Origin of the sequence: Mycobacterium sp. (genome assembly GCF_035633495.1) — a bacterium.
Taxonomy (GTDB): domain Bacteria; phylum Actinomycetota; class Actinomycetes; order Mycobacteriales; family Mycobacteriaceae; genus Mycobacterium.
This window is the reverse complement of record NZ_DASQEU010000122.1, coordinates 19,588-38,495: the sequence shown is the minus strand read 5'-3', so window position 1 is coordinate 38,495 and position 18,908 is coordinate 19,588. Positions and strand designations below refer to the sequence as shown.

At 67.7% G+C, this 18,908-nt stretch carries 18 protein-coding genes; 11 read left to right on the top strand and 7 right to left on the bottom strand.

The genetic code is table 11. The annotated features are described in order from the left end of the window. Positions 1-121 precede the first annotated feature (121 nt). Positions 122-3,214 (top strand): ATP-binding protein, encoded by a 3,093-nt coding sequence (locus VET27_RS18770; protein WP_526520829.1) that lies wholly within the window; start codon positions 122-124, stop codon positions 3,212-3,214. Here VET27_RS18770 and VET27_RS18765 read toward each other — a convergent pair. Then, positions 3,202-3,462 carry a DUF2630 family protein gene (locus VET27_RS18765; protein WP_526520827.1) on the bottom strand — a complete coding sequence of 87 codons (261 nt, stop codon included), beginning with the start codon at positions 3,460-3,462 and terminating at the stop codon, positions 3,202-3,204. The two genes, VET27_RS18770 and VET27_RS18765, sit on opposite strands and share 13 nt — an antisense overlap. A 31-nt stretch (positions 3,463-3,493) precedes the next feature. On the opposite strand from VET27_RS18765, the gene VET27_RS18760 reads away from it, so the two are divergent. Both VET27_RS18760 and arfA read left to right on the top strand, forming a co-directional pair. After that, a complete protein-coding gene (locus VET27_RS18760) occupies positions 3,494-3,856 on the top strand; it encodes an FKBP-type peptidyl-prolyl cis-trans isomerase (protein ID WP_526520825.1) in 363 nt (120 codons plus the stop codon). Positions 3,857-3,952: 96 nt separating this feature from the next. After that, the gene (arfA, locus tag VET27_RS18755) at positions 3,953-4,750 is read left to right on the top strand and encodes a channel-forming protein ArfA/OmpATb (protein WP_526520823.1); all 798 of its coding nucleotides are present in this window, start codon (positions 3,953-3,955) and stop codon (positions 4,748-4,750) included. A 3-nt stretch (positions 4,751-4,753) separates the two neighbouring features. Here the strand turns inward: arfA and VET27_RS18750 are convergent, their stop codons facing one another. Further along, the gene (locus VET27_RS18750) at positions 4,754-6,100 is read right to left on the bottom strand and encodes a HAMP domain-containing sensor histidine kinase (protein ID WP_526520820.1); all 1,347 of its coding nucleotides are present in this window, start codon (positions 6,098-6,100) and stop codon (positions 4,754-4,756) included. A 3-nt stretch (positions 6,101-6,103) separates the two neighbouring features. Then, a complete protein-coding gene (prrA, locus tag VET27_RS18745) occupies positions 6,104-6,805 on the bottom strand; it encodes a two-component system response regulator PrrA (RefSeq protein WP_526520818.1) in 702 nt (233 codons plus the stop codon). Positions 6,806-6,929: 124 nt separating this feature from the next. Between prrA and VET27_RS18740 the strand changes: the two genes are divergently transcribed. From VET27_RS18740 to VET27_RS18710, 7 genes are all read left to right on the top strand, one after another. After that, positions 6,930-7,919 (top strand): phospholipase D-like domain-containing protein, encoded by a 990-nt coding sequence (locus VET27_RS18740; protein WP_526520816.1) that lies wholly within the window; start codon positions 6,930-6,932, stop codon positions 7,917-7,919. Beyond that, entirely contained in the window at positions 7,912-8,484 is a 573-nt protein-coding gene (locus VET27_RS18735) for a chromate transporter (protein ID WP_526520814.1), read from the top strand. The genes VET27_RS18740 and VET27_RS18735 overlap by 8 nt, the downstream gene beginning before the upstream one ends. Continuing rightward, positions 8,481-9,026, top strand: coding sequence for a chromate transporter (locus VET27_RS18730; RefSeq protein WP_526520812.1), 546 nt, complete (start codon positions 8,481-8,483; stop codon positions 9,024-9,026). Before VET27_RS18735 ends, VET27_RS18730 begins: the two co-directional genes overlap by 4 nt. 112 nt (positions 9,027-9,138) lie before the next feature. After that, a complete protein-coding gene (locus VET27_RS18725; protein WP_526520810.1) occupies positions 9,139-11,019 on the top strand; it encodes an ABC transporter ATP-binding protein in 1,881 nt (626 codons plus the stop codon). Positions 11,020-11,082: 63 nt separating this feature from the next. Then, complete coding sequence (locus VET27_RS18720) at positions 11,083-13,017, top strand: ABC transporter ATP-binding protein (protein ID WP_526520808.1); 1,935 nt, start codon at positions 11,083-11,085, stop codon at positions 13,015-13,017. Continuing rightward, a complete protein-coding gene (locus VET27_RS18715) occupies positions 13,014-14,834 on the top strand; it encodes an ABC transporter ATP-binding protein (RefSeq protein WP_526520806.1) in 1,821 nt (606 codons plus the stop codon). Before VET27_RS18720 ends, VET27_RS18715 begins: the two co-directional genes overlap by 4 nt. Before the next feature lie 43 nt (positions 14,835-14,877). Beyond that, on the top strand, positions 14,878-15,303 hold the full coding sequence (locus tag VET27_RS18710) for a hypothetical protein (protein ID WP_526520804.1): 426 nt from the start codon (positions 14,878-14,880) through the stop codon (positions 15,301-15,303). Here VET27_RS18710 and VET27_RS18705 read toward each other — a convergent pair. The 3 genes from VET27_RS18705 to VET27_RS18695 are packed head-to-tail and all read right to left on the bottom strand — an operon-like array spanning position 15,278 to position 17,738. After that, complete coding sequence (locus tag VET27_RS18705) at positions 15,278-16,675, bottom strand: NAD(P)-binding protein (RefSeq protein ID WP_526520940.1); 1,398 nt, start codon at positions 16,673-16,675, stop codon at positions 15,278-15,280. The two genes, VET27_RS18710 and VET27_RS18705, sit on opposite strands and share 26 nt — an antisense overlap. Before the next feature lie 2 nt (positions 16,676-16,677). Then, the gene (locus VET27_RS18700) at positions 16,678-17,040 is read right to left on the bottom strand and encodes an FAD-dependent oxidoreductase (RefSeq protein ID WP_526520802.1); all 363 of its coding nucleotides are present in this window, start codon (positions 17,038-17,040) and stop codon (positions 16,678-16,680) included. Continuing rightward, positions 17,013-17,738 (bottom strand): FAD-dependent oxidoreductase, encoded by a 726-nt coding sequence (locus VET27_RS18695; RefSeq protein WP_526520800.1) that lies wholly within the window; start codon positions 17,736-17,738, stop codon positions 17,013-17,015. The genes VET27_RS18700 and VET27_RS18695 overlap by 28 nt, the downstream gene beginning before the upstream one ends. 63 nt (positions 17,739-17,801) lie before the next feature. Between VET27_RS18695 and VET27_RS18690 the strand changes: the two genes are divergently transcribed. Beyond that, positions 17,802-18,212, top strand: a complete 411-nt coding sequence (locus VET27_RS18690) for a TetR/AcrR family transcriptional regulator (protein ID WP_526520938.1) — start codon at positions 17,802-17,804, stop codon at positions 18,210-18,212. Here VET27_RS18690 and VET27_RS18685 read toward each other — a convergent pair. Next, positions 18,209-18,904, bottom strand: coding sequence for a hypothetical protein (locus tag VET27_RS18685; RefSeq protein WP_526520798.1), 696 nt, complete (start codon positions 18,902-18,904; stop codon positions 18,209-18,211). The two genes, VET27_RS18690 and VET27_RS18685, sit on opposite strands and share 4 nt — an antisense overlap. Positions 18,905-18,908 lie beyond the last annotated feature (4 nt).

Genomic DNA, 18,908 nt, shown 5'->3' with positions numbered 1-18,908 from the left:
TTGAACTGCCGGGTGGTTCGGGGTCTCCGGGAGGGGGTGGATCGCCGTGGTGGCGACGTGCAGCACGTGTGGCACCGAGCAACGCGAACGCGCCCGATTCTGCGACTCGTGTGGGTCCCAGGTGGCCGCGGCAGAAGAATCCGCGGAGTTCAAGCAGGTCACCGTCCTCTTCGCCGACGTCGTGCACTCGATGGACATCGCCGCCGCCCTCGGTCCGGAGCGATTGCGCGGCATCATGGCCGAGTTCTTCGATGTCTCGGCGAAGGCGGTCGAGCGATACGGCGGCACCGTCGACAAGTTCACCGGTGACGGCATCATGGCCATCTTCGGAGCGCCCATCGCACTCGAGGATCATGCGGTGCGCGGCTGCCTCGCAGCGCTGGGCCTGCAGCGCGAGGTACGGCGTCTGGCCGTCCGGTTCAATCGCGACGGCGTCGACGTGGCCGTCCGGGTCGGCCTGAACTCAGGCCAGGTCGTCGCCGGAAAGCTCGGCTCGGGACCGCCTTCGTACACCGCCATCGGTGAACAGGTGGGAATGGCTCAGCGGATGGAAACGATTGCGCCGCCGGGCGGCGTGATGATCTCGGAGTCAACGGCGAGACTCGTCGAGGACGTGGTCGACCTAGGAGAACCCGAATCCCTCTACGTGAAGGGCTTGGCGCAACCCGTCTTCGCGCGCAGGTTGCTGCAGGTCAAACCGCACCACGCACTGTCGAGGCGGGCCGACTCCCCACTCGTCGGCCGGAAGTGGGAGATGGCCGTCCTCGAAGGGACCTTCGAAGGGGTCGTCGACGGATACGGAGGTTTGACCGTGGGCCTGTGCGGGCCCGCGGGAATCGGCAAGAGTCGGATCGTCCGAGAGTTGGCCGCGATCGCTGCCACCCGGGGCGTCCAAGTGTTCCGCGCGAGGGCTGAGTCGCATGCCCGTGAACTTCCGTTCTACGTCGTCGCCCAACTGCTACGAGCGGGGATGAAGGTTGGTGATTCCGAATCCGGTGCCGACAGAGCGCGACTCGAGACGCAGTTTCCCGAGGCCAGCCAAGAAGACCTGCTGCTCCTCGGCGACCTGCTTGGTATCAACGATCTCGACGTCGCGGTACCACGACTCGATCCGGATGCCAGGCGCAGGCGCCTGACGGCGTTGATCAAGACGGCCTGGACGGCCCAGAGATCGCCCGCCGTGTTCGTCATCGAGAACGCCCAGTGGATCGACGAGGTCAGCGAATCCATGCTGGCCGACTTCATCGCGGTGATATCCCGCACCAATTCGATGGTGCTGATCAGCCATCGACCCGAGTACCGCGGAGTGTTGTCCCGACTGCCCGACGGGCAGACGATCACCCTTGCGCCGCTGAGTCATTCGGAGGCCGCGAAACTCATCGCCGAGCAACTGGGTTCCGACGATTCCGTGGCGGGCTTATTCGCCACGATCGCCGACCGTGCGGTCGGCAATCCGTTCTTCATCAAGGAGATCGTGCGTGACCTCGCCGAGCGGGGCATCCTGCACGGTCGACGCGGGCAGTACACGTTCAACGCGGCCGTGACCGAGGTCAGCGTGCCGCCCACCCTGTACGCCGTCATCGCAGCACGGATCGATCGGCTCGACTGGGATGCGAAGCGAACCCTCAACGCCGCCGCGGTCATCGGGTCGCGATGCACGGCCGATCTGTTGACCGCGATCGGCATGGCTCCCTCCTTCGACGCGTTGGTGGACGCCGAGCTGGTGGACCAGGTGAAGTTCTCGTCGCCCGAGGAGTACGTCTTTCGCCAACCGCTGATCCGGACGGTTGCCTACGAATCCCAGCTGAAGGCTGATCGCGCCGACGTACATCGGCGCGTGGCTGCGGCGATCCAGGAGCGCGAGCCGGGACTGGTCGACGAGAACGCCGCGCTCATCGGAGAGCATCTCGAAGCCGCCGGGGACATCGGCACCGCGTACGGCTGGCACATGCGCGCCGGTGCGTGGTCGAGGAACCGTGACATTGCTGCGGCCAGGATGAGCTGGGCGCGGGCGCGCAATGCAGCCCAAGCGCTTCCCGCCGATGATCCGGACCGACTGTCCATGCGCATCCTGGCGGGCACGCTGCTCTGCGCGACGTCATACCGCACGGTGGAAAGCATGTCCGACTCCGGCTTCCTGGAAATACGCGAGCTATGCGCAGCAGCGGGGGACAAGCGATCGTTGGCGTTGGCGATGCTCGGGCAGTTGACCGACCACATGGTGCACGGCCGTGTCAGGGAAGCGTCCATGCTGGGCACCGAGGTGCTGACACTGCTCGAGGCGATCGACGACTCGGCGCTGACAGTCGGCCTCTCGGTCGCGCCGATGGTCGTGAAACAGGAGACCGGGGAGATCGCCGAGATCCTGAGGTGGTCCCAGACGGCGATCGATCTGGCCGACGGCGATCCGGTCAAGGGCGACTTCGTCTTTGGATCCCCATTGGCGCTGGCGCTGGTGTTCCGCGGCATCGCCAGATGTTGGCTGGGCATCACGGGCTGGCGGAAGGACTTCGGCGACTCTCTCGCAATGGCCCGACGCGTCGACCGTTTGACCTACAGCAAGTGCGTTGTCTACATGCACAGCGTGGCGACCTTGCAAGGCGTTCTGGTGCCCGACGACACCATTCTTCACGAGGTCGAGGAGGCGCTGAGCATTGCCACCGGCAATGGTGACCACCACGCGGTCAGCCTTGCCATGTACTGCCTGAGCGCAGTTCTCCTCGAACGCGGTTCCGCCGACCGTAGGCGGGGCAGGATGTTGCTGACCGAGATTCGCGAGATGTGCGATCGTGGCCATTTCTACAGGAGCGAGAGTTTCGTTCTCGATCTCCTCGACGCCCGGGAGATCGCCCGGGACGGAGATCTGGAAGGTGCTGTCGAACTCTTGCGAGCCGCGGGGGACTGCGTCTTCGACCGCGGCCAATTCGCCCACGGGGTCACCGCAACGAGGTTCCTGGTCGAGGCCCTTCTTCAGCGCGGTGCCGAAGGCGACGTGCGGGAAGCCGAAGCGGCAATTGGACGATTGGCCGCCGCCGAAATAGACGGACTGGCGGTCGTCGACCTGATCTTGCTGCGACTGCGCGCTCTGTTGGCGCGGACGCGGGGCGATCAGGTGGCGTTCGGCGAGTTGGTCGGTCGCTATCGCGACGGGGCGACGGCCCTGGGCTTCGAGGGCCACATCGTGATGGCGAATGCCCTGGCTCAGCCCAGATAGCCTTCGACTTCGCTCTCGGGGCGCTCGCTGGCCTGGTCGGGATCCTGACCGGTCTCGCGCAATGCCCGCCGCTGCCGGAGCAGGTCCCAACACTGGTCGAGCTGCACCTCGAGGCCGCGGAGCCGGCGATGCTCTTCGGTTTCGTCGATCTCGTGATGCTGAAGCTTCGCCCGGAGTTCCTTCTCCTCGGCGACCAGTTCGTTCACGTGAGCGAGGATGTCAGTGTCCTTGTTCGGGTCCGTAGCCACGCCTCCAGTCTGCCCGACTACCGTGTTCACCGTGGCCACTAAACCCGAGATCGAATTTCCCGGCGGTCCGGCGCCTGCCGAACTGGTGATCGAAGACGTCGTCGTCGGCGATGGCGCCGAGGCGGTGCCCGGTGGCACCGTCACGGTGCACTACGTCGGCGTCGAGTACGACACCGGCGAGGAGTTCGACAGCTCGTGGAACCGCAATGAGTCCATCGAGTTTCCGCTGCGTGGTCTGATCGAGGGCTGGCAGGACGGCATTCCCGGGATGCGCGTCGGCGGTCGCCGCAAGCTCGTCATCCCGCCGGCAAAGGCCTATGGCCCTGCGGGATCTGGGCACCGGCTGTCGGGCAAGACATTGATCTTCGTGATCGACCTTCTCGACGCTCGCTGAGCTCCGACGAGGGGGAGGGCCCATGTTTTTTCGGGGTCCGATTGCACGTTTCATCGACGGCGACCCGGCGTCGGTTGGCTGCTGGCCCTGTTCGCGGTGTCCCTGCTGCTCGCCTTGATCGGGTGTGGCGCGACGGACGGATCCGCCGAGAACGCCGACCTCGCAGTGCCGAGCGTGGACCCGTCGGACGGCGCGCCGACCGCCGAGGCAGGCGGTCCGCTCGGTGCGATGTCGATCACGCGCACCGGCAACGGTTTCAGCCTGGCGGGCGAGTTACCCGACGAAGGGCTCAAGTCGTCGCTGCCGGAGTCGATCAGGCAGGCGATGCCGGGCGCCAAAGTCGTCGACGACCTGACCGTCAAGCCTGGCGTGAAGGCCCCCGAGTTCGCCGGGCTGGGGGCCTTGTTCCGCGCCGCACTGGACATTCCGGGGTTCGGGGCGAATCTCGTCGGTGACACCGTGACGTTGACGGGGACGGCCGGCTCCGAGGAAGTCAAGGCGGCGGCCGAGACCGCGGCCAAGGCGACGTGGCCGAAGGTGATGGTCGTCAACGACATTCAGGTCACGGCGTCGGCAGCTGCCCCTGCTCCCGCCGGGGCGTGCTCGACCGTGCAGGCCGACATCACCGGACTGCTGAAGACGCCGATCAACTTCGCCACCGACGAATTCGCCTTGAACCCGAACTCCCAACGGCTCGTCGGCCAGATCGCCGAGAAGGTGAAGGCCTGTCCCGGGGTGAATGTCGCGGTCGTGGGATACACCGACGACAGCGGCGGCGACGCGATCAACGTCCCCCTCAGCACGAGTCGCGCCAAAGCCGTTGCGGACGCGCTCGTTTCCGACGGTGTGGCCGGGCCCGCACGGAACCGCCGCGTGGAGATCACCGTCGGTTAGCTCCTAGGACGGGCCGGGCAGGCGCAAAAGCAGCCGGACGCCACCCAAGGGGCTCTGCTCCAATGAAGCCGTGCCGCCGTGCAATTCGGCTTGCTGGGCGACCAGCGCCAGGCCGAGACCGGAACCCGAGTGCGACGCGGTCGACCCGCGGGCGAACCGGTTGAACACGATCTTGCGTTCCTCCTCGGGTATCCCGACCCCGTCGTCGTCGATCGCGATCTCCACCCCCGCGCGTGAACTGACCGCCGACAGCTGGATCCGCGTGGCGCCACCGTGCTTGACGGCGTTGGCGATCGCATTGTCGACGGCCAGCCGCAACCCGGCGGGCAGTCCTACGATGATCACCGTCGGCGCGGGCACCAGTGACACGTCGAGTTCGGGGTAGACGCGCATCGCGTCGTGAGCGGCGCGATCGAGAAGCTCGGTGATGTCGACGGGCACGTGATCGTCGGACGTCGAAAGTTCGCCCTGAGCGAGCCTTTCGATCGCCCACAGCGTCGCCTCGATGCGCGTCTGCGTCCGGATGACGTCGTTGAGCACTTCCTTGCGCTGATCCTCGGCGAGGTCCAGCGTGGCGAGCACCTCGAGATTGGTCCGCATCGCCGTGAGCGGGGTGCGCAACTCGTGCGACGTCACGGCGGCGAAGTCACGCGAAGAGACGAGAGCGGCCTTGGTTCGGTCCTGCTCCTCCCAGATGCGTTGCACCATGCCGTTGACGGCGTCGGCGATCTCCACCGCCTCGGTGGCGCCTCGGACGTCGATGTCGGGTGCCTCGCCGCCCACGTCGATCGCGCGCGTCTGTTGCGCAAGCCGTTTCAGCGGTCGCACCGCGAACGCGGCGAGCAGCCACCCCGCCACCGCCGCCGCGCCGATCGCGAACGAACAGATGATGATCACTCTGCGATGAAGGTTGTTGGTGTCGGCGATGGTCGCGTCGTAGGTCGCGCCGACGGCGGCCGTCATCGAACCCTGGGGGCCGCTGATCTCCACCGTGCGCACGCGATAGCGCACCCCGTCGATGGTGGTGTCCGCGTACCCGGCAGGCAGTTCCGGCAGCGTCACGTCCGAGTTGGACGTCACCTGCCCGTCCGCGCCTCGCACCGTGATGATCGCGTCCTGATCATTCGGTGACTTGGGGATCTGATCGAGGCCGCGGGGCAGGAACGGGATCGCGAACCCCGCCGCTTCGTCGAGTCGCCGGTCGAGACGTTCCTTGCGGTCGTTGGTGATGCCGATCCAGACGATCGTGCCGACGATGCCGACCACGATCGCGGCCGCGATGGCCGTCGCGAACGCCACGCGAGTCCGCAGCGATGGTGTCCGCCGGGAGACGCGCGACAGGATGTTCATGACCTACTGCTGCCGCAGAACGAACCCCACGCCCCGGACCGTGTGTAGCAGCCGGGGTGCGCCGCCTGCCTCGAGCTTGCGGCGCAGGTATCCGATGAACACGTCGACGACGTTGGTGTCGGCGGCGAAGTCGTAACCCCACACCAGTTCCAACAGCTGAGCGCGCGACAGCACGGCGGTCTTGTGTTCGGCGAGTACGGCGAGGAGGTCGAACTCCCGCTTGGTCAGATCGACGTCGACGCCGTTGACGCGGGCCCGCCGCCCGGGGATGTCGACTTCCAGCGGGCCGACGGCAATGGTCTCCGACGAGAACGTCGCGGTCGCACCCCTACGTCGCAGGAGTGCCTTGACCCTGGCCACCAGCTCGGCCAGCACGAAGGGCTTGACGAGGTAGTCGTCGGCTCCGGCCTCGAGGCCGGCGACCCTGTCGTCGACCGAGCTGCGCGCGGACAGCACGCACACGGGCACGTCGTTGTCCATCGCCCGCAGCGCGGTGACCACCGACACGCCGTCGAGTATCGGCATGTTGATGTCGAGCACGATCGCGTCGGGCCGGGTCTCGGTTGCGCTGCGCAGTGCCTCCGCGCCGTCCACCGCGGTGGTGACGTCGAAGCCGGACAGTCGCAGTCCGCGTTCCAATGAGGCCAGCACGTCGGGGTCGTCGTCCACCACGAGTACTCGGGGGGAACCTCCGCCGCTGTCCATGGGGTCATCTTGCCTGATGCAATACCGTCGGTGCGGTAGGCGCGTGTGCGGCCGAGATACGGCCCGCACTAATTTACGCGTTGGCAAAGCCAATCGCCCGTCCTGGATGCTAACTTCAACACTCGTGCAGCCGAACGGCCCCCGCCTGATCGTCGAACCGGACGACGGGCTCGATCCGGTCCTGGAATTCATCGGATCGGCGCAGACGTCGCTACTCATCAAGCAGTTCACCTTGACCGACGAAAGCCTCATCGACGCCGTCATCGAGCGGAGGCGCGCGGGGGTGGACGTCAGGGTGATGCTCAACGCGGCCCGTTCCGGCGGCGACCGGGCTAACGACGAGACCTTCGAGCGCTTCTCCGCGGCGGGGATCGACGTCCAGTGGGCGAATCCGAAGTTCTACGTCACCCACGAGAAGTCGGTGGTCGTCGACGAGATGACCGCGCTGGTCGCGACGTTCAACATGAGCCTCAAGTACTTCACGCTCACCAGGGACTACGGCGTGATCATCGACGATCCGGTGCACGTCGCCCAGATCGTCGAGGTGTTCAACGCCGACTGGAATCACGACGACTGGGTGCCCGCGGCTTACGAGGGCCTGCTGTGGAGCAACTCGAACTCGCGCCTGCACATGGCCCGCTTCATCGACACCGCCACGCGCCGCATCGACGTTCAGCACCCCAAGTTCGTCGATGCGGTGATCCTCGACCACCTGGCCGCCGCCGTCGGCCGCGGGGTCAGGGTGCACGTCCTGTGTGGTGGCAGGCATGGCATCAGCGAGGGCGACGTGCTCGACACCTTCGCCTCACTGCGCACGCTGCGCCGGTTCGGTGCCAAGGTGCACAAGCAGAAGAACCTCAGGGTCCACGCCAAACTGCTGATCGTCGACGACGAGCGGGCGCTGGTCGGTTCCATGAACATCGACCGCAGCGCGTTCGACCTGCGCCGCGAACTCGGCATTACGCTCACCGAGCCGGCCGTCGTCGCGCGACTCAAGGCGGTGTTCGACGCGGACTGGGAGCTGTCCCACCACTACGAGCCGCCGGATCCGCTCGATGCCTCGACCCATCACGAGGACGACTTTCCCCACGACCCGGAACTCGTCCATGAGTGAAGCCGGGACCCCCGCGAAGGTCTCGTTGGGCGAACTGGCGTGGACGTTCAACCACATCGCGCTGGCGTCGTTCGGCGGCGGGCTGTCGGCGTGGTCGCGCGAGGTGATCGTCGTCGAGAAGAAGTGGATGGGCGAGGCGGAGTTCCTGTCCGCCATGACGATGTGCCGCATCCTGCCCGGTGCCAATCAGGTCAACATGGCCGTTTTCACCGGCACCAAGATGCGGGCCGTCCCCGGAGCCGTCGCCGCGGTCGTCGGCCTGTGCTTCATGCCGTTGGTGATCGTCCTGGTGCTGGCGTTCCTCTACTTCACCTTCAAGGAGGTGCCCGCGGTCAAGGGCGTCCTGCACGGCGCGTCTGCGGCGGCGGTCGCGCTGACGTTGGCCATGGTGGTCAAGACCGGCCAGAAGTGCCTGACCGGCCTGGTTCCAGTGGCGCTCTTCGCCACGGCATTCGTACTGAACGGCGTGCTGCGGTGGCCGCTGCTGGGCACCCTCGCGATCGTCGCGCCGCTCAGCCTGATCTGGGCGTGGCCGAGGCGGGCCGCCGATCAGGCCGGCGCGTGAGCACCTACCTCCAACTGATCATCCTGTTCGGCTCGCTGTCGCTGATGTCGATCGGCGGCGGCAACGCCGTGCTGCCCGAAATGCACCTTCGCTCCGTCCAGCAACACCACTGGGTGAGCGACACGCAGTTCGCCGACCTCTTCTCCATCTCCCAGACCACGCCAGGGCCGAGCATCCTGATCGTCGGCATGATCGGCTACGCCGCCGGACTGCCGGTCGGCGGTGTGCTGGGCGGCATCCTCGGCGGCGTGATCGCGACCGCCGCGATGGTGATCCCCGCCGCGTCGCTCGTCTACGCCATCACGCTGTTCTGGCAGAAGGCCGAGCAGTCCAGGTGGCGGATCGCCGTGGAGAAGGGTTTCGCCCCGCTGACCGTCGGGCTGATCCTGGCGTCCTCGCTGGTGATGAGCCGGGCCGCCGACCACGGTTGGCGGGCGTACCTGCTGACCGCGGTGTGCACGCTCGTCTTCGTGCGCACCAAGGTCAACCCGCTGATCGTGGTGGCCGTTGCCGGTGTGATCGGGTACTTCGGCATCGTCTGAGGTCGCCCCCGGCGGTTTCGGCGCGGTGACGTTCGCTACGCGACGGTTTTCGCGCCCAACGCGCTGGGTATTGAATTGACCTCATCAATTGTTGAGGTTTTACGGTGATCACATGAGCATGGAACTAGCGGCCAGTCGGGCCTTGTACCGGCAGCGGAATGCCCGCGGCGGCGACCTTCGCGCGCTCGCGAACCGCGCGCTGCTGAGGCGCATCTGGCTGTTCTCCGCACGCCACCACCGGCGTCTCGGCTTCTTCGTCGTGGTCAGCGTGGTGGGCGCCCTGCTGGCAGTCTCCACCCCCGTGTTGGCGGGCCGGGTGGTCGACGCGATCGTGCACGGCGGACAACCGACCACGGTCGTGTTGCTGGCGTCGGTGATCGCGGCGGTGGCGTTGGCGGAAACGGCCGTGGGTCTGCTGACCCGCTGGCTGTCGTCGCACATCGGCGAGGGCCTGATCCTCGATCTGCGGACCGCGGTGTTCGACCACGTCCAACGGATGCCGGTGGCGTTCTTCACGAGGACCAGGACGGGTGCCCTGGTCAGCCGCCTCGGCAACGACGTGATCGGCGCCCAGCGCGCCTTCTCCGACACGCTCTCGGGCGTGGTGGGCAACCTGGTCACGCTGGCGCTGACCCTGGCTGTGATGCTCAGTATCTCTTGGCAGATCACCGTGCTGTCGCTGGTGTTGACGCCGCTGTTCCTGCTTCCCGCCCGCCGGATCGGGCGCACGATGGCGAAGCTGAGCCGCGAGGCCGCCATCTTCAACGCGACGATGAACACGCAGATGACCGAACGGTTCTCGGCACCGGGCGCCACGCTGGTCAAGTTGTTCGGCGATCCGGGCCGCGAATCCCAGGAATTCGCATCGCGCGCGGGCAGGGTCCGCGACATCGGCGTGCGGACCTCGATGTTGCAGGCCACCTTCATGAACTCGCTGACCTTGATGTCGGCGCTCGCGCTGGCACTGGTGTACGGGCTCGGTGGTGTGCTGGCGATCGGTGGTCACCTGCAGGCAGGCGCGATCGTGTCGCTGGCGCTGCTGCTGACGCGGCTGTACGCACCCCTGACGGCCCTGGCCAACGCGCACGTCGAAATCGCCAGTGCCCTGGTCAGTTTCGAGCGGGTGTTCGAGGTGCTGGACCTGACGCCGCTGATCGAGGAGAAGGCCGACGCGGTCGGTGTGCCCGACGGTCCGGTCGGCGTCGAGTTCGACGACGTGCGGTTCGCCTACCCCTCGGCGGACAAGGTGTCGCTGGCCTCGCTCGAGGAGGTCGCGGTTCTCGACGACCGTGGCGGTGACGAAGTGCTGCACGGTATTTCGTTCACGGCCGAACCGGGACAGATGGTCGCCCTGGTGGGCTCTTCCGGTGCGGGCAAGTCGACGATCGCCTCGCTCCTGGCCCGGCTCTACGACGTCGACTCCGGCGCGGTTCGGTTGGCAGGCAACGACGTTCGCGACGTGATGTTCGCGTCGCTGAAGGACACCGTCGGCGTCGTCACGCAGGACGGGCACCTGTTCCACGAGTCCATCCGCGCGAACCTGACCCTGGCCGCCCCGGACGCCTCCGACGATCAGCTGTGGGAGGCGTTGCGCCGGGCGCGACTGGCCGACGTCGTGGCCGACATGCCGGACGGCCTGGACACGGTCGTCGGCGAACGCGGCTACCGGCTCTCCGGCGGCCAACGGCAGCGGTTGACCATCGCGCGCCTGCTGCTCGGGAACTCGCGGGTGGTGGTGCTCGACGAGGCGACGGCGTCGCTGGACTCCGAGTCCGAGGCGGCGGTGCAGCAGGCGCTCGCCGAGGCGCTCGCGGGCCGCACGTCGCTCGTGATCGCCCACCGGCTGTCCACCGTCCGTGCCGCAGACGTGATCCTGGTCGTCGAGGACGGTCGCATCGTCGAACGCGGCACCCACCGGAAGTTGCTCGCTCGTCGCGGGCGTTATGCGGAGTTGTACGAGACGCAGTTCGGCGACGAGACGAAGGCGGCATGACGCGACCCGGTATTCGGTTGTGCTCCGTGGGACCCTGGGAATCGGGGGAGTCAACGAGTACTGATGGGTGAGACGATGCGTGCGCACGAAGCGGGGCTGGTCTCCGAGCCGGCCATTGCGCCACCACCACGCCGCATCCGGTCGTCGTCGGACATCCTTCGCCTGCTGCCATATCTGAAGCCCTACCGGGTGCGGTGGGCCGCGATGCTGATAGCGGCGCTACTCAGCCTGGTCGCCACCGTGTCCATTCCACTGATGACCAAGGCCGTGATCGACGGCCCGGTGCGCCACCAGGAGCAGCAGCAGCTGTGGACTCTCGGCTCGGCCGCGATGGCCGTGCTGGTCTCCGAGGCCGTGCTGTGGTTCATCCGCCGCTGGCTGGTGTCACGCGCCACCATGGGCGTCGAGGCCGACATCCGCAAGGACCTTTACGCGCGGCTGCAGATCCTGCCGATGTCGTTCCACGGCAAGTGGCAGTCGGGCCAGCTGCTGTCGCGGGTGATGAACGATCTGAGCACCATCCGCCAGTTCCTGTCGTTCGGGCTGCTGTTCCTGTTGCTCAACGTCATCCAGATCATCGTCGTGACGGGCATCCTGCTCGCGATGTACTGGCCGCTGGGCGTCGTGGTGGTGGTCTCTATCGTGCCGATCACCGCGACCGTGCTGCACTTCCAGCGTCAGTTCACCAAGCTGTCCCGCGCCGCGCAGGACCAGTCCGGCAACGTCGCCACCCACGTGGAGGAGCAGGCGCTGGGGCTGCGGGTGGTCAAGGCCTTCGGCCGCGAGGAGTACGCCTACGAGCGGTTCGATCAGCGCGCCACCGCCCTGTTCGACACCGAGGTGAGCAAGGTCGGGGTGTCGGCGAAGTTCTGGACGCTGCTGGAGGCGATCCCCAGCGTCAGCCTGATCATCGTGCTGGGCCTGGGCGCCTACGCGGCGGGCAGTGGTCTGGTCACCATGGGCACGCTGGTCGCGTTCATCACGATGATGCTGTCGCTGGTGTGGCCCATAGCCTCGCTGGGCTTCCTGCTGTCGATGACCCAGGAGTCCATGACCGCGGCCAACCGCGTCGCGGAGATCTTCGATGCGCCACGTGAGATCACCGACGGCCCGCAGCGCGACGCCCCCCGCGGCGGTCGCCTCGAACTCGTCGACGTCGGCTTCAAGTTTCCCGACTCGGAGGTGTGGGCGCTGCGCCACGTCGACATCACCGTCGAACCCGGCGAGACGCTCGCCCTGGTCGGATCGACGGGGTCGGGCAAGTCGGTGCTCGTCGCGCTGCTGTCGCGGCTGTACGACGTCACCGAAGGCGCGATCCTCGTCGACGGATGCGACATCCGCGAGCTGTCCCTGCCCGCCCTGCGGCAGGCGGTGGCCACTGCCTTCGAGGACCCCACCCTCTTCTCGATGTCCGTGGCCGAGAACCTCCGGCTCGGCAGGCCGGATGCGACGGAGCAGCAGCTCGCCCAGGCCGTGGAGGTGGCCGCCGCCCAGTTCGTGTACGACCTGCCGTTCGGCCTCGACACCCGGATCGGCGAGCAGGGCATGAGCTTGTCCGGTGGTCAGCGACAACGACTCTCGCTGGCCCGGGCGTTGCTCGCGGCGCCGTCCATCCTGGTGCTCGATGACACGCTGTCGGCACTCGACGTGCACACCGAGGCCGTCGTCACCGAGGCGTTGCGCCGCGTGCTCGCATCGGTGACCGGCGTGGTGGTGGCCAACCGCGCGTCGACGGTCCTTCTCGCCGACCGCGTGGCGCTACTCGAGGACGGCACCATCACCCGCGTCGGCACCCACGCCGAACTGCTCGCCGACGCACCCGAGTACCGCTACCTGCTCGCTGCCGATGACGACCTCGACGACGGAGCCGAACGCACCTGCGACTGGGAGCAGGACGAGGACCGCAGCAGGCTCGACAACCTGTACCGCGAGCGGGAAGTGGCCGAAACTGCAAGCGAGGAGAGCGACTTCGTCAGCTTCGAGGGTGAGAGGCGATGACCACCACGGACTGGCGCGGCCGCGCCGTCAGCAATGACGACGACGATCTGCCGATCGACGAGTCGATCTCCCGCCGTCGCGAGGCGCGCACCCTGCTCGGTGGGCTCTTGCGGCCATACGCCACCACGGTGTCCTTACTCGCGATCGTCGTCGTGGTCGAGAACGCCGCGAGGCTGTCGGTGCCGCTGCTCGTTCAGCGCGGCATCGACCACGGCATCCCACCGATCGCGGACGGCGGCTCCGCCCGCGAACTGATGCTGATCGTCGCGTCGCTGTGCGTCGTGGTGCTGGTGCAGGCCGTCAGCCGGATGTTCTTCCTGCGCCGGTCCGGGCGAATCGGTCAGGAGGTGCTGCTTGAGTTGCGCCGCAGGATCTTCCGGCACTTCCAGCGCCTCGACGTCGCCTTTCACGACCGTTACACCTCCGGCCGCGTGGTGGCGCGTTCGACGAACGACGTCGAGGCCATCCAGGACATGCTGCAGACCGGGTTCGACGGTCTCATCACCGCCGTCCTGACACTGCTGGGAACGTCGGTGCTACTGGTCGTGCTCGACGTGAAGCTCGGGTTGATGTGCCTGTGCGCGTTCCCCGTTCTGGTGCTGCTGGTCTGGTGGTTCCGCACCCAGTCGTCGAAGACCTACAAGTTGGTGCGTGAGAGCGCCGCGTTGGTCATCGTGCAGTTCGTCGAGACGATGACCGGCATCAAGGCCGTGCAGGCCTACCGTCGCGAGCCGCGCAACCAGCAGATCTTCACCGACGTCGCCGACGACTACAAGACCATCAACGAGCGGGCGTTCAAGCTGCTCGCGGTCTTCATGCCGGCAGTCCGGCTGGTCGGCAACGTCACCACCGGCGGTGTGCTGCTCTACGGCGGCTACCGCGTGCTGCACGGCGAGATGACGCTCGGCACGCTGACCGCGTTCCTACTGTACTTGCGGATCTTCTTCGAGCCCATGCAGGAGATCTCGCAGTTCTTCAACACGTTCCAGTCGGCAGCCGCTGCGCTGGAGAAGATCGCGGGCGTACTGGCCGAGGCGCCGGGCATCCAGGATCCGAAGCGGCCGGTCGAGCTGTCGAAGGTCAACGGCGACATCGTCTTCCGTGACGTGAAGTTCTCCTATGTGCCCGATCGGCCGGTGCTGCCGGACTTGGATCTGCGGATCCCGGCGGGTCAGACCGTCGCCCTGGTCGGCACCACTGGCGCGGGCAAGACCACCATCGCCAAGCTGATCGCACGGTTCTACGACCCCACCTCCGGCGCCGTCACGATCGACGGCGTCGACCTGCGCGACCTGGCGCAGGCCGAGCTGCGCCGCCACGTCGTGATGGTGACACAGGAGAACTTCATGTTCGAGGGCTCCGTCGCCGACAACATCCGATTCGGCAGGCCCGACGCGACCGATACCGAGGTGCGCGAGGCGGCCGAGGCCGTCGGCGCCGACCGGTTCATCGACGTGCTCGCCGACGGGTACGACACCGACGTGGCCAAGCGCGGCGGCAGGCTGTCCGCGGGCCAGCGGCAACTGATCGCCTTCGCGCGCGCGTTCCTGGCCGACCCCGCGGTGCTCATCCTCGACGAGGCGACGTCGTCACTCGACATCCCGAGTGAGCGGATGGTGCAGCGGGCCCTGGCCACGGTGCTGACCGACCGCACCGCCGTCGTGATCGCCCACCGCCTGTCCACCGTCGAGGTGGCCGATCGGGTGCTGGTTCTCGAGCACGGTCGCGTCGTCGAGGACGGCCCGCCCGACGAGTTGATCCTCGGCGATGGCCGTTACGCCGCGCTGCACCGCGCCTGGGTCGAATCACTGGCCTGACGTTCCGGTGGCACCGTCGTCACCTTGGTGCCAGAGTTGACCGATGAGCGCCACCAGCACGTCCGCCGTCCTCGGGCGTCGGTCGTGTGCGGTGCTTGCGGTGACCTCGGCCGTGCTGCACGTGCTGATGGTCGGCGACGCGGGCAATGCGATCGTCGCGGTGCTCATCGTCGGCATGGCCGTGGTGTGCCTCTACTGCGCGCGCGAGCTGTGGACGGCCGGCTCACCACGGGTGTGGGTCGTCGTCGCGGTGATGAACCTGGGCATGATCGCGGTGCACTGGTCGATGCCGGGCCACCATCACGGTCAGGCGGTCACCTTGGCCCCGGTGACGTCGGCGGCGGGCGCCATGTCGACGTTGATGGTCGTGGCGACCACCATCTCGGTCGCCGAGGCCGCCATCGCGACCGTCGTGCTGTGGGTTCAGAGCCGGCGGCGCGCGATCATGCTTGCACCGCAGTTGAATTGAGCATCGACTCGAGCTTCTCGTTGGCGGCGCGCAGTCGCGGGGCCACCACCGCCGCCCCTGCTGCGGCGTCGTCGTCGCCCGACTGCATGTGGCTGACGGCGTTCAGTCGGGCGCGGTTGAGCCAACCCATGAGCACGGGGTCGTCGAACCAGCGCAGTTGATTGTGGTTGAACGCAACGGTCATGGTTAGCCAGTCGATGGGATTCGTCGGGTGCTCGACCGGCCAGCAGTAGTCGTTCTTGGTGTCGTCGTCGGCGTCCATCGCCTCGACCCGCGCGGTGACGGCCGCACTGAACGCGGGCTGGCAGGTCCGCACCGACTGCAGGGTGATGGCGCCGGGCGAGAATACCGGCGTCGCCTCGCGCAGCCCGATGCCGTCGCCCGTGCAGTCGACGTAGAGCGCCGCCGGATCGGTCTCGAGTGTGCCGCCGTCGAGCACGACCCGACCCGGCTCGATCGAGTGCACGTGACCCATCCGGACGACGTCGGCGATCAGCCGCAGCTTCTCGAGTTCGACCCGGGAAAGGATTGCGCAGCGGTACATCGTCGGTTCGACCGTTTGATCGATGCGCATCAGGCAGCCGTATTTCTCCAGCCGCAGGTAGAGGTCGTCGATGGAGGTGGCCTGCTTGATCGCCCGCGACTGAGCCGAGAAATCGGCCAGCACCCGCCGCGCGAACTGATGGCCCGGCTGCACGACCGCGCGGTCGAGCACCCAGGACTCGCGCGGTTTGATCCAGGTGATCCGCTCGGGCGCGATGCCGTGCCGCATCAGCCACGAACAGCTGTCCATCGCTGTCTTGCCCGCGCCCACGATGACGTACCGGTCGCGGACCGCCTCGCGCGGCAGCCCGTTGGGCGGGATGCAGGCGACCCCGTCGCCGACGTCGTACAGCGGCGGCCGCATCGAAGGCACGATGACGCTGAGGTACGTGGCGTCGACGGTCCGGCGGCGCACCTCGACGCGGTAATCCTCGCCGCCGAGCGTGCGGATCCGGCCGGCGCCGTCGACCATCCCGAGGTACTCGCTCATGGGGAAGTACGTCACCCGGCCGCTCGGCAGGAGGTGCTGGCGCATCACGGTGTCGTAGTAGGCGACGACCTCGCTGCCGCCCGCGAGCTCGTAGAACCCCTCGTTCCAGCCGCCGGCGTCGATCGAGTCGCTACCCAGCCGCCGCGAATTCACGCCGTAGTACGCCGACGGCTGGTGCAGCCGGACGAAGGGGTACGCGCTGAGCCAGTGCCCCCCGGGCTGATCGTTGCGGTCGACGAGCACGACGGTCGCGTCCGACTCGGTGATGAGGGTGTCGACGAACGCCATGCCCATCGCCCCCGCACCGACCACCAGGTAGTCAGCCTCGATCGTCTGCACCTTCATCCCTTCGTCGTTGACAGAGTAGGGGGCAGGCCAAACGCCTCAGCGGTACACCAGGCCCGACAGTTGCGACGCGAGCGCACGCGTGGCCGGAGGGACGTGACCGATGACGCCCAGCATGGCGTTCGCACCGGGCGCAGGGCGCGGGGCAGTGTGGCGAGTCTGGTCAGCCGGTCGGTCAGCTCGATGACCTGCTGAGCGATGGGGCGCCGAGTGGCGCTGCAGTCGTCGAGCAGCGAGCCGGACCCGCCGTCGAGTACCGCCGCCAACGCGTCGGCCGGGACGACCGCGTCCTGGATGCCGAGGTTCATTCGCTGGCCACCGGCCGGACTGTCTACGTGGGCGGAGTCGCCTGCGAGCATGATCCGGCCCGCGCGGTAGGTGTCGGCGACGCGGTGGTGGATCCGGAACGGGAGCCCCAGGCTATGCCGGTGACGGTAATGCCGCCTGGGCCGCGTTCATCGAGGATCCGCTGGACGAATTTAGGCGACGGCACCTCGGGTGCGTCGTCCACGGGCGCGACGACGCGGAAGTCGCCGTTGGGCAGCGGGGCGACGACGGTGAGGCCTTCGCTCGCCCAGAACAGGCGCACCTCGTCGGTGGGTGCGTCGCCGCTGAGCTGGGCGTCGGCGAGCACGAACGAATGCTCGTATGCGCCGCCGGAAAAGCCGATGCCGGCCTGCTCGCGCACGGTGCTGTGCATGCCGTCGGCACCCACGACGTAGCGGGCCCGCAGTGTGTCGCCGTCGTCGAAGGTGGCGGTGACGCCCTCGGCGTCCTGGGCGACGGTGGCGAGCCCATTGGCTCGGGTCACGTCGCCACCGAGTTCGCGAAGGCGCTCGAGCAGTAGGCGTTCGGTCGTCGACTGGGGAACCAGGAGGGTGAACGGGTAGGCGGTCTTCAGTCCGCTGAAGTCGATGGAGAGCAGCGCCTTCGCGCCGTCTCGGATGGCGAACCGCGGGGCCTCGATGCCCTCCTTGACCAGCCGGCGGGTCACGTCCAATCCCTCGAGCACCTCGAGCGTGCGGGCATTGACCCCGGCGGCGCGTGATGTGTTCACGCCTTCGGGGCCGCCACCATCCGGGCCATCGCTGCCGACGCGCACATCGACCCGTCGACGGTGATGCGCTACTTCGGCAACAAGGACCAGCTGTTCGCGGCCGCGGCGGAATTCGACCTGCGGTTTCCGGATCTCTCCGGCGTCGATCCCGCGACGGTGGGCCACGTATTGGCGTCGCACTTCCTCGCACGCTGGGAGGACGACGAGGCGCTCGTCGTGCTGCTGCGGTCGTCCACCACCAATGCCGAAGCAGCGCAACGCATGACGGACATCTTCGCTGCACCGCTGTTGCCCGCGATCGCGAAGTTCGGGCCGGGCGACGCACCGCGCCGGGCCGGTCTGATCGCCACGCAGGTGCTGGGCATGGCGCTGTGCCGCTTCGTGCTGCGGCTGCCGCCCGTCGTGGCGATGAGCCGGAGCGAACTGGTCGATTGGCTCGCGCCCACGCTGCAGCGCTACGCGACGTCCGACTAGGCCTCGATCTCGCCGGCGATGCCCCGTTCGATGCCTGCCCGGGTGACGGCGGGCAGCACGATCAGCCCGTCGAGCTCACGCTGGGCCTTGGAGTAGGCGTTCCGGCGCTCGTCGGGGGTGGCGGCACCGTCCGACGCCACCCGGAGCAGACGCTGTGCGCGCTCCAGCCGCTCCTGCGCCTCGGTCGAGAAGTCGCTTCGTCGCCGTCGGACCGCCTCGGCCTCGGCGACGTCGAACGCCGTCACGTATGCGTGCACGGCGTCGCGATAGTTGAGTTGGGCGTCGCGGTCGCCGACGAGTTCGTCGGCGCTGGCAGGGCGCAAGAGGTCGGCGCGGCTGCGGGCCCGGTGAAACTCGGCGGTGAGTGGCTCGCGCATGTCGGTCATCAGCGGGAAGTCGAGCAGCTTGGCGACGTCCAGCTCGTAATCCAGCCACCGGGCATCGGTGCTGTCGTGTCGCTGCAGCACCTTGTTCACCTCGCGCCGCGCCGCGGCTTCGTCGACCTTGCCGCGTCCCGACGCCTCCGCGACGGCGACCTTGGTCTGCTGCTTGATCCGGTACCGCTCGAGCCGTCGTTCGGCCCGTCGCTCATTGGCTGCGGTGATGCCCCTGACGCCGCCGCCGATCACTCCGCCCAGGGGGAAGATCAGCCACCAGAAGTTTCCGGCGAAGTGCAACACGGAGTCCACCATTCCC

What these genes read in the sequence shown, in the direction of transcription:
- VET27_RS18750 (WP_526520820.1), bottom strand. Translation starts at nt 6,100, where the DNA reads ATGAACATCCTGTCGCGCGTCTCCCGGCGGACACCATCGCTGCGGACT.
- prrA (WP_526520818.1), bottom strand. Translation starts at nt 6,805, where the DNA reads ATGGACAGCGGCGGAGGTTCCCCCCGAGTACTCGTGGTGGACGACGAC.
- VET27_RS18735 (WP_526520814.1), top strand. Translation starts at nt 7,912, where the DNA reads ATGAGTGAAGCCGGGACCCCCGCGAAGGTCTCGTTGGGCGAACTGGCG.
- VET27_RS18725 (WP_526520810.1), top strand. Translation starts at nt 9,139, where the DNA reads ATGAGCATGGAACTAGCGGCCAGTCGGGCCTTGTACCGGCAGCGGAAT.
- VET27_RS18720 (WP_526520808.1), top strand. Translation starts at nt 11,083, where the DNA reads ATGGGTGAGACGATGCGTGCGCACGAAGCGGGGCTGGTCTCCGAGCCG.
- VET27_RS18715 (WP_526520806.1), top strand. Translation starts at nt 13,014, where the DNA reads ATGACCACCACGGACTGGCGCGGCCGCGCCGTCAGCAATGACGACGAC.
- VET27_RS18710 (WP_526520804.1), top strand. Translation starts at nt 14,878, where the DNA reads ATGAGCGCCACCAGCACGTCCGCCGTCCTCGGGCGTCGGTCGTGTGCG.
- VET27_RS18700 (WP_526520802.1), bottom strand. Translation starts at nt 17,040, where the DNA reads ATGCTCGCAGGCGACTCCGCCCACGTAGACAGTCCGGCCGGTGGCCAG.
- VET27_RS18690 (WP_526520938.1), top strand. Translation starts at nt 17,802, where the DNA reads ATGCGCTACTTCGGCAACAAGGACCAGCTGTTCGCGGCCGCGGCGGAA.
- VET27_RS18685 (WP_526520798.1), bottom strand. Translation starts at nt 18,904, where the DNA reads ATGGTGGACTCCGTGTTGCACTTCGCCGGAAACTTCTGGTGGCTGATC.